This is a genomic window from Acidocella sp. MX-AZ02 (assembly GCF_000306035.1).
Taxonomy (GTDB): Bacteria; Pseudomonadota; Alphaproteobacteria; order Acetobacterales; family Acetobacteraceae; genus Acidocella; species Acidocella facilis.
Genome location: NZ_JH976208.1, coordinates 524,036 through 533,795, shown reverse-complemented (window position 1 = coordinate 533,795; position 9,760 = coordinate 524,036). Strand labels below are relative to the sequence as shown.

11 protein-coding genes are annotated in these 9,760 nt (G+C 64.5%); 4 read left to right on the top strand and 7 right to left on the bottom strand.

Translation table 11 applies throughout. The features are described from left to right. Nucleotides 1-9: 9 nt before the first annotated feature. Nucleotides 10-816, bottom strand: coding sequence for a creatininase family protein (locus MXAZACID_RS10790; protein WP_008494379.1), 807 nt, complete (start codon nucleotides 814-816; stop codon nucleotides 10-12). Nucleotides 817-893: 77 nt separating this feature from the next. Between MXAZACID_RS10790 and MXAZACID_RS10785 the strand changes: the two genes are divergently transcribed. Further along, the gene (locus MXAZACID_RS10785) at nucleotides 894-2,330 is read left to right on the top strand and encodes a mannose-1-phosphate guanylyltransferase/mannose-6-phosphate isomerase (RefSeq protein WP_008494378.1); all 1,437 of its coding nucleotides are present in this window, start codon (nucleotides 894-896) and stop codon (nucleotides 2,328-2,330) included. Between the two features lie 49 nt (nucleotides 2,331-2,379). On the opposite strand, the gene MXAZACID_RS10780 is transcribed toward MXAZACID_RS10785, so the two are convergent. Further along, entirely contained in the window at nucleotides 2,380-3,753 is a 1,374-nt protein-coding gene (locus MXAZACID_RS10780; RefSeq protein WP_008494377.1) for a sugar porter family MFS transporter, read from the bottom strand. A 69-nt stretch (nucleotides 3,754-3,822) separates the two neighbouring features. Further along, on the bottom strand, nucleotides 3,823-4,107 hold the full coding sequence (locus MXAZACID_RS10775; protein ID WP_026439737.1) for a BolA family transcriptional regulator: 285 nt from the start codon (nucleotides 4,105-4,107) through the stop codon (nucleotides 3,823-3,825). 87 nt (nucleotides 4,108-4,194) lie between these two features. On the opposite strand from MXAZACID_RS10775, the gene MXAZACID_RS10770 reads away from it, so the two are divergent. The 3 genes from MXAZACID_RS10770 to cobT are packed head-to-tail and all read left to right on the top strand — an operon-like array spanning nucleotide 4,195 to nucleotide 7,745. Then, a complete protein-coding gene (locus MXAZACID_RS10770; RefSeq protein ID WP_008494375.1) occupies nucleotides 4,195-4,803 on the top strand; it encodes a J domain-containing protein in 609 nt (202 codons plus the stop codon). A gap of 55 nt (nucleotides 4,804-4,858) precedes the next feature. Further along, a complete protein-coding gene (gene cobS, locus MXAZACID_RS10765; RefSeq protein ID WP_008494374.1) occupies nucleotides 4,859-5,863 on the top strand; it encodes a cobaltochelatase subunit CobS in 1,005 nt (334 codons plus the stop codon). A gap of 4 nt (nucleotides 5,864-5,867) precedes the next feature. Next, a complete protein-coding gene (cobT, locus tag MXAZACID_RS10760; RefSeq protein WP_008494373.1) occupies nucleotides 5,868-7,745 on the top strand; it encodes a cobaltochelatase subunit CobT in 1,878 nt (625 codons plus the stop codon). 58 nt (nucleotides 7,746-7,803) lie between these two features. Here cobT and MXAZACID_RS10755 read toward each other — a convergent pair whose 3' ends face one another. The 4 genes from MXAZACID_RS10755 to MXAZACID_RS10745 form a co-directional block, all read right to left on the bottom strand. Beyond that, nucleotides 7,804-8,349, bottom strand: coding sequence for a GNAT family N-acetyltransferase (locus MXAZACID_RS10755; protein ID WP_008494372.1), 546 nt, complete (start codon nucleotides 8,347-8,349; stop codon nucleotides 7,804-7,806). Nucleotides 8,350-8,376: 27 nt separating this feature from the next. Next, nucleotides 8,377-8,775: a VOC family protein gene (locus tag MXAZACID_RS18295; RefSeq protein WP_008494371.1), complete on the bottom strand. Its 399-nt coding sequence runs from the start codon at nucleotides 8,773-8,775 to the stop codon at nucleotides 8,377-8,379. A gap of 137 nt (nucleotides 8,776-8,912) precedes the next feature. Then, the gene (locus MXAZACID_RS10750; protein WP_008494370.1) at nucleotides 8,913-9,284 is read right to left on the bottom strand and encodes a tRNA-binding protein; all 372 of its coding nucleotides are present in this window, start codon (nucleotides 9,282-9,284) and stop codon (nucleotides 8,913-8,915) included. A 124-nt stretch (nucleotides 9,285-9,408) separates the two neighbouring features. Continuing rightward, a partial coding sequence (locus tag MXAZACID_RS10745; protein ID WP_168118422.1) for an energy transducer TonB occupies nucleotides 9,409-9,760 on the bottom strand: 352 nt, incomplete at its 5' end.

The following is a 9,760-nucleotide window of genomic DNA, read 5'->3' as shown; positions in this document are numbered from 1 at the left end:
GCTAGAGCGTCAAACGGCCTTGCCGACCTCGGCCGCGACATGCGCGACGAACCGCGCCGCTGCCGCGACCAGATCCTCAGCCACCGCCTCACCCAGATCCGCATCCCCCGCCGCCCAGGCGGCTTCGATGGCGGGCTTGGGCACGGTATCGAATTCCACCGGCGCTTCCACGCTCAGCCCCTCGAAATCGAGCGTGCCGAAATCCCGCACCTTCAACCCCAGCATCTCGCCCCCCTCAGGCGCCCCGGCGGCATCCCGGATGGTGTCCGCCCGCAACGCCCGGTTCAGCGAGAGCAGCGGCTCCGCCCCATGGCCGAAGCGCCCGGCGGCGCCATCCAGCCGGCGTTCCATCAGCTGCCGGGCGATTTTCCAGAGATAGAAGGACGGGATCACCAGCCCGGTGCGGCGTTTGATCGCCAGCGTCACCTCATGCACCACCGGCACATTGCCGCCATGGGCGTTGAGGATGACGATGCGCCGCAAGCCATGTCGCAGCAGCCCTTCCAGCAGCTCCGCCAGCACGCGCCTGAAACTCTCCGGCGCGAGCGCCAGCCCGCCGGGGCTGGGGGCAAAATAATCCGCGACACCGAAGGGCAGTGTCGGCGCCATCACGCAGGGCGTGCCGGCCTCATTCGCCGCGCGGGCGATGCGTTCGGCGATCTCATCGGCCAGGACAAAATCCCCCATCGGCTGATGCGGGCCATGATCTTCCTGGCTGCCCAGCGCCAGCAAAATCACCGGCTGGCGCTGGGCCAGAACAGCAAAATCCGGGGCGGTGAGGTCGGCCAGCCTGACGCTGGCAAAGGGCTTGTGCATGCGCTCCATCCTGCCAGCCCGACTGGACAGTTTCCAGCCTTGGCGGCTAATTCGCGCCAACAGAGCAAGGGGCTGACATGTCGAACCAGAACGCGGACCAAAAGATCGTCCCGGTGATTCTTTGCGGCGGCTCCGGCACGCGGCTCTGGCCGGTTTCGCGCAAGAGCTTCCCTAAGCAATTCTGGCCGCTGCTCTCCACCACCCCGATGCTGGCCGAAACCGCCCTGCGCGGCACGGGCGCTGGCTTCGCCGCCCCGATCGTTGTTGCCAATCAGGAGCATCGCTTCATCGTCGCCGAACAGCTGCGCGATGCCGGGGTGAAGGCGCCGCGCATCCTGCTGGAGCCGGTGGGCCGCAACTCTGCTCCGGCCATCGCCGCCGCCGCCCTGCTCGCCGCCGAGACCGACCCGCATGCCGTGCTCTGGATCATGGCCGCTGATGCCGCCATTCAGGATGAGCCGGCCCTGCATGAGGCGCTGGCGAAAGCCGCCGCCGCGGCCCGCGCCGGCTATATCGTCACTTTCGGCATGCAGCCGACGGCAGCCGAGACCGGCTATGGCTATATCGCCCAGGGCGAGGCGCTGCCCAACCTCTCCGGCGTGCACAAGCTGGCCCGTTTCGTGGAAAAACCCGACGCCAGCCGCGCCGCGCAGATGCTCGCCGAAGGCGGTTATCTCTGGAATTCCGGCATGTTTATCTTCCGGGCCGATATCATGATCGAGGAGCTGCAATCTCTGGCTCCCGAAGTGCTCACCGCCGCCCGTGCCGCTGTTGCCGCGCGTCATGACGATCTGGACTTCATCCGGCTGGATGAGGCCAGCTTCGCCGCCGCGCCAGATATCTCGATCGACTATGCGATTGCCGAGAAGACTCATAAGGCCGCCGTCGTGCCAGCTGCTCTTGGCTGGTCGGATGTCGGCTCCTGGTCGGCTCTGGCCGAGATCGCGCCGAAGGATTCCGCCGGCAATTTCGCCCAGGGCGACGTGGTGCTGGAAAATGCCGAGAATTGCTACGCCCGCTCGGAGGGCATGCTCACCGCCCTGCTCGGGGTGCAGGATCTCGTCGTCGTCACCACCCAGGATGCGGTGTTGGTGGCGCATAAATCCGAGGCGCAGAACGTCAAGACAATCGTCGACAAGCTGAAGGCCCAGAAGCGGCCGGAGGCGGAGGCGCAATATCGCAGCTATCGCCCCTGGGGGTTTTATGAAAGCCTGATCCAGGGCGAGCGCTTCCAGGTGAAGCGCATCGTCGTCTGGCCCGGCCGCCGGCTCTCGCTGCAGAAACATTTCCATCGCGCCGAGCATTGGGTGGTCGTCGCCGGCTGTGCCTTGGTGACGCGTGACACCGAGGAGCTGTTGATCCAGGAGAATGAGAGCATCTATCTGCCGCTCGGCTGTGTCCACCGGTTGGATAATCCGGGAAAAATCCCGCTGACCCTGATCGAGGTCCAGTCAGGCTCCTATCTCGGCGAGGATGATATCGTTAGAATCGAGGACCATTACGGGCGGAGCTAGAGCGGGCAACTGTATCCGATCAGACGAGTCCGTTTGATCGGATGTTGCTCTAGCCGCGCATTTGCGCCTCGATCTCCTCCAGCGAGCGGCCCTTGGTTTCCGGCACCAGCTTGTAGGTGAACAGAAAAGCCGCCCCGGTCAGCACCGCATAGACCAGGAAGGTGGCACTCTGGCCGATCCCCTTCAGCAGATCGAGGAAGGTCAGCGAGACCAGCATGTTGAAGCCCCAATTGGCGATGGTCGCCAGGCTCATGCCGCGCCCGCGGATCGCCAGCGGGAAAATCTCCGCGATCAGCAGCCAGAAAACCGGCCCCAGCCCGATCGCGAAGAAGGATACGTAAGCCGCGATCAGCAGGATCACCAGCACCGCCACCAGATGGCCACCGCCAGCATGCAGCCCAATGGCAAAGCAGGCGCTGATGCCCAGCAAGCTCACAAACATTCCCACCAGCCCGACCAGCAGCAGCGCACGCCGCCCGGCATGGTCCAGCAGCCGCATGGCGATGATGGTGAGGATGACATTGATAAGCCCGATCCCGGCCGTCACCAGAATCGCCCCGGCGCTGCCGGTCATGCCGCTATCCTTGAAGATGGTGGGGGCGAAATAGATGACCGTGTTGATGCCGGTGATCTGCTGAAAAATCGCCAGCCCCACCCCGATCATCACCGGCAGCCGCGCCCCGGCGGCGAATAGCCGGCTGAAGGGCGCGCGCTGCTTGTCCGCCTCGGCGATATCCTGGCGCAAGGCCGCAAACTCCTCCCCGGAATCGCGTCCTGGCCGCAGCCTGGTCAGCGCGTCCTTGGCCTTCTCCTCCTGCTGGTGCGCCAGCAGCCAGCGCGGGCTCTCCGGCAGCAGCGCCATGCCGATCAGCAGCGCCGCCCCGGGAATCGCCGCCAGCCCCAGCATCGCCCGCCAGACCACATCATGCCCGCCGCCGCCATGGGCAAGAAAGGTCATCGCATAATCCAGCACGTAGGAGAGAAACGCGCCGATGGTGATGAAAAGCTGGTTGATGGTGACGATGGCGCCGCGCTTCTCCGGCGGGGCGATTTCGGAGAGGTAGAGCGGGGTGAGCATCGAGGCCACACCGATCGCCAGCCCCACCACCAGCCGCCCGGCGATCAAGGCCGGCAGCGACCAGGCGGCAGCGCAGAGCAGCGCGCCCGCGACGAACACCAGCCCGGTGAAGAGCAGCACGATCCGCCGCCCCAGCGCATCCGCCAGCGCCCCGGCAAAGGCCGCGCCCAGCGCCGCCCCGGCCAGCGTCACCGCGACCACGACGCCCTGCATCGCCCCCGACAGGCTGAAACTCTCGCGGATATAAAGCAGCGCCCCGGAGATCACCCCGGTATCATAGCCAAACAGCAACCCGCCCAAGCCGGCTACAATCGCGATCGTTCCAAACCCCATCTGGCGGCGCATGCTGTGCTCTCCTGCGTTCTGGATCAGCAGGTTGGGCCGCCAGGCGGGTGATTCAAGCACGCAACGGGGTCAGCCGGCCGCCTCCTCCGGCGTGCGCAGGGCCAAGGAGAGCGCGTGCAGCCCGGTCTCGAACTCCGATTTCAGCGCCTCATTCACCGCGCGCTGGCGGGCCAGGCGGCTCTGCCCGGCGAAGGCGGCGGAGACCATCGCCACGCGGTAATGCGTCTCGCCCGCCGGCAGGCCGTTGCGCTCGCCATGATGCGCATGGCGGCGGCTTTCATCCTCAATCTCCAGCGCCAGCGGCGCGAAGCCCGCCTCCAGGGTGGTACGTATGCGGTCAAGCCTGCTTGTCATCATCTGCTCCGTTTTCTGTCCCGCGCCGCGCGCATGGCGGGCGAAGTTCATGTTGCCGCGCGGCCTCTCAACGCGCACATTAGGCCCATGTATTCTTCCGACGACAAGCCGACCAGCCGCCGCCGAGCCTATGTGCCGGACCCGGCCGCCCCCGGCCAGCCTTGCGAAAGCCCGGGCTGCGCCCTGGCGGGCGAATTCCGCGCGCCGAAATCCCGCTCCACCTTGCGCGAATTCCATTGGTTCTGCCTGGAACATGTGCGCGCCTATAATGCCTCCTGGGATTATTATAAGGGCATGTCGCCCGAGGAGATCGAAGCGGCCACCCGGGAGGATTCCTCATGGCAGCGTCCCACCTGGCCGCTGGGCCAGAACGGCCGCGCCGCCCGCCTGGAAGAGGCGATCGAGGCGGAGCTGCACGCCTTCGCCTTCGGCAAGCGCCCGCAGAAAAAGCCGCCCGCTTCGGATACGCCGGCTGAATTGCGGGACCCGTTGAATGTGTTCGGCCTCGCCTGGCCGGTGACGCTGGAGATGGTGAAGACCCGCTACAAGGAGCTGGTGAAGCGCCACCACCCCGACATCCACCACGGCGATGCCGCGGCCGAGGAAAGATTGAAGACGATCAACCTTGCCTATGCGGCGCTTCGTGGCAAACTGACAATGTCGCCGCAGCCGGACGCCTACGCCGCCTCACCCTGACCCTCCGGCCGCCGGCCCAAGCGCCCCATGCGCGAAGCAATTAGGAATGGATTGAATGAACGACGTCGCCACCGAAACCCGCCCCCTGCCGACCTCGGCGATCGATCTGCCGGATATCACGGTGAAGGTCCGCGAGCTCTTCGGCATCGAGTCGGACCTCGAGGTGCCGGCCTTCTCCCAGCGCACCGAGCATGTGCCCGAGATCGACCCGACCTATAAATTCGACCGCGAGACCACGCTCGCCATCCTCGCCGGCTTCGCCTTCAACCGCCGCGTGATGGTGCAGGGCTATCACGGCACCGGCAAATCCACCCATATCGAGCAGGTGGCGGCGCGGCTCAACTGGCCCTGCATCCGCGTCAATCTGGACAGCCATATCAGCCGTATCGATCTCGTCGGCAAGGACGCGATCGTGCTCAAGGACGGCAAGCAGGTGACGGAATTCCGCGAGGGCATCCTGCCCTGGGCGCTGCAGCATGCCTGCGCTTTGGTGTTCGACGAGTATGATGCCGGCCGCCCGGATGTGATGTTCGTGATCCAGCGGGTGCTGGAGGTCGAGGGCAAGCTGACGCTTTTGGACCAGAACCGCGTCATCCGCCCGCATCCGGCCTTCCGGCTGTTCGCCACCGCCAACACGGTGGGGCTGGGCGACACCACCGGCCTCTATCACGGCACCCAGCAGATCAATCAGGGCCAGATGGACCGCTGGAACATCGTCGCCACGCTGAACTATCTGCCGCACGCCCAGGAAGTCGCCATCGTGATGGCGAAGATGGGGATCGATGCCAAGAACGAGGCGGAGAAGAAGCGCGTCGGCGCGATGGTGGCGCTGGCCGACCTCACCCGCGCCGGCTTCATCGCCGGGGATCTCTCCACGGTGATGTCCCCGCGCTCGGTGATCACCTGGGCGGAGAATGCGCGGATTTTCGGTGATCTCGGCTTCGCTTTTCGGCTCACCTTCCTGAACAAATGCGACGAGGCGGAGCGCCAGACCGTGGCGGAATATTACCAGCGCTGCTTCAACGAAGAGATCCCGACCGGCCTGCGCAAGAGCGCCTGAGCCGATGAGCGGCAAGCAGGACCAGGGCCGGGCGGAGGACTTCAAGCGCGCCACCGCGAGCACGCTGCGCGCCATGGCGCGCACGGCGGATGTGCAGGTGGCATATCAGCCTGGCCCCTCCGGGCTGGTGGGCAAGCGCGCCCGCCTGCCCGCCCCCTCCCGCGCGCTGGCCGACCCGGAGATGCTGAAGCTGCGCGCTGCGGCGGATGCCATCGCTTTGCGGCTGCGCCACCATGATGACGGCCTGCATAATGCCCGCGCCCCGCAAAGCCGCGAGGCGAAGGAGGCGTTCGACGCGCTGGAGCAGGCGCGGGTGGAGGTGGTCGGCTCGGAATTCATGGCCGGTGTCGCCGCCAATCTGCGCACCAGGCTGGGGGATGATTATATCCAACAAGGGCTGGACCAGATCACCGCCCGCGACCAGCTGCCACTGACCGCCGCTCTCGCGCTGATGGCTCGCGCCAAGATGGACCCGGGCTCGATCCCCGACTCCGCCAAGCCGGCTCTGGCGCTCTGGCGGGACGCGCTGGATGCCAATGCCAACAGCGCCCTGAACGAGCTGGCCGCCGCGCGCGACAACCAGACCGATTTCATCACCGCCGCCCGCAAGCTGCTCGCCGCCATGGAGCTGGCCGAGGGCGAGGTGGAGCCGGGTGACGATGACGAGTCCGAGCAAGAGAATGAGGGCGGCGAGCAGACGCCGCAGCAGGATAATTCCCAGGACAGCCAGGGCGAGAGCCAGCAGGAGGAGGCCCCGATGCTCGCCTCCGCCCCGGAAATGGCCGAGGCCGAGGGCGCGGACGAGCCCGGCGAGGACGAGGAGGACGCCCAGGATATGGGCGCGGATGATGGCGAGGCCCCGGCCGGCCCGCAACAGCGCCGCCCGCCCGCCCCCAGCGACGACCATACCAGCTACCGCGCCTTCACCCGCGCCCATGACGAAGAGATCGAGGCCGAGGATCTGTGCGACCCGGACGAGCTGGGGCGGCTGCGCACCCAGCTCGACCAGCAGCTGCAGCATCTGCAGGCGGTCGTCTCCAAGCTCGCCAACCGGCTGCAGCGCCGCTTGCTCGCCCAGCAGACCCGCGCCTGGGAGTTTGATCTGGAAGAGGGCATGCTGGACCCGGCCCGGCTCTCGCGCGTCATCGCCGACCCGCTGCTGGCGCTGACCTATAAGCGCGAGCGCGACACGGATTTCCGCGACACGGTGGTGACCTTGCTGATCGATAATTCCGGCTCGATGCGCGGCCGGCCGATCACCGTGGCGGCGATGTGCGGGGATATTCTCGCCCGCACGCTGGAGCGCTGCGCGGTGAAGGTGGAGGTTCTGGGCTTCACCACCCGCGCCTGGAAGGGCGGGCAGAGCCGCGAATCCTGGGTGGCGGCGGGCAAGCCGGCGCATCCCGGACGGCTGAATGATCTGCGCCACATCATCTACAAGGCCGCCGACACACCCTGGCGCCGGGCCCGCAAAAATCTCGGGCTGATGCTGCGCGAAGGGCTTCTGAAGGAGAATATCGACGGCGAGGCGCTGCTCTGGGCCTATAAAAGGCTGCTGAACCGGCCGGAGCACCGGCGGATTCTGATGGTGATCTCGGACGGCGCGCCGGTGGATGATTCAACGCTTTCGGTGAATGCCGGGAATTATCTGGAGCGGCATCTGCGCGACGTGATCAAGGAGATCGAATCCCGCGACGCGGTGGAGCTGATCGCCATTGGCATCGGCCATGACGTGACGCGGTATTACCGCCGCGCGGTGACGATCGTGGACGCCGAGGAGCTGGGCGGCACGATGATGCGCAAGCTGACGGAATTGTTCGACGAGGACGCGGCGGATGCCTGGGCAAGGTTTGCGAGCCGGCAATCGACGATGGTTGCGTGAGGGGGTGGGGCGGCTTGCGCCCCAATTTTACCGTTTAAAGCATCGCGTGGAGCGTCCATTAGCGGGCGAATAGCGTCAGGTCGCGCCAGCCATATGCCACCTCGTCGAACGTGGCGTCTGGCCTCTCATCTTTTTTCTCGCCAACCAACGTGCCGCCAAGCCGTTCGTAAAAGCCACGGGCTGCGATATTTTCGCGCAATACCCATAGCGCGGCCCCTACGAAACCTAACTTCGTCAGAGCCTGCGCCATTTGCGTCATAAGCGAGCGTCCCAGCCCCAAACGCTGATGAGACCGCAACAGATATATTGCGCTAATCTCACCACCAAAGCCCAGCTGTGCAAGCGCCTTCTCACGCTGCCCCCCACAAGAGCCAAAACCAACTATTTGCCCATGCATTTCGGCGACATAGACTTTTGTTTCCGCTGACGTCGCTGGGGCACTAAGGAATTCACGCCACATGTCGGTTCTAGCTTCAACGGAAAGAGCCGCCAACATCTCATCGGGAAGAATGCCTGGATAGGACTCACGCCAGGCCGCAACATGCACAGCGGCGAGCGAACCTACATCACTTAAGTTTGCGACGCGAAGCTGGATGGCACTCATGTTTCCCTTACCCTCAAAATGCGACGTTCATTCAGGTTCCCAGCTGCCACGCTGGATAACGATCCTGTAACCGTCAGGGTCTTCAAAAGTACAGCCAAAGTTATCCCAATATGGATTGAACGCCGGCACAGGCATAAATCCCGCAGATCTCATGCTATTTATAGCGGCAGTCCATTCGTCGTGATCGTGTAGGTAGAATATCAAAAGATTGTCCTGTGTCGGTGCCCGACCGACCGTATGGCCTTGTGCACGGGTGAACTCAAAATGAAAAATAACACCGACTTTTCCTAGCATAATGCCGTCAAAGCCATTGTGATTTTCAAATCGACACAATACGTCCAATCCGAGACCGTCTCGATAAAATGGAATCAAAGCCTCGATATTGTCAGTTGGACGCGCAACGCGAAGCTGTACAGCTGAAAGCATGTAAATATCTTAAATCGAGCATTTTGAACGCTGCAAGCGATACATTCATGGCGACTACCGTTGCCCCGTTAGCCTGTCTTTGATGTCTGCTTCTTGGATTACTTGCTCATCACCGGACAGACCGCCCTCCGCCGCCCCTAAAACAACCTCGCCCCATTCGGCACGCCCTGATCCGGCGCGAACAACACCACCTCGCCCTCCGCATCAGGAAACCCCAGCGTCAGCACCTCGGACATGAATTTGCCGATCTGCCGGGGCGGGAAATTCACCACCGCCGCCACCTGCCGCCCCACCAGCTCCTCCAGCGTATAATGTTTGGTGATCTGCGCGCTGGAGCGCTTCACCCCGATCCCCGGCCCGAAATCGATGGAGAGCTTGTAGGCCGGCTTGCGCGCCTCCGGGTAGGGCTCGGCGGTCAGAACCGTGCCCACCCTGATATCCACGGCGAGAAACTGGTTGAAATCGATCTGATCGGCGGCGGGGGCTTCATGCGGATGAGTGAGATGCATGTGCAAATGCTAGAGCAACATCCGATCAAACGGAATCGTTTGATCGGATAAAGTTGCTCGCTCAAACAAAAAGCGAGAGCGTGCTCCGCGCGCGAAGGTGAGCGGAATACGCTCTCGCACGTTCTCAATGCGGCACGAAACGGACATGGAAGGTGACGATGGAGGGCACCTCCACCCCGCCGCGCGTCGCCGGCTGGTAGCGCCAGCCCAGCGCTGCGGTGCGCACGCTCGCATCCAGATCCGCATAGCCACTGCTCTGGGTCAGCTCGAAGCGCTCCACCCGGCCATCCGGGCCGACGATCAGCCTGAAGCGCACCACCCCCTGCTCGCCGGCCAGAATCGCCGCGCGCGGATAATCCGGGGCCTGGTTATCGGCAAAGGCCACCGCCGGATGCAGCACCGCCACCGTCACCGCCGCCTGCTTCTGCGCCTTGATTTTCGCGCCGGACATTGACGGGGCGGCGGGCGGCAATGCT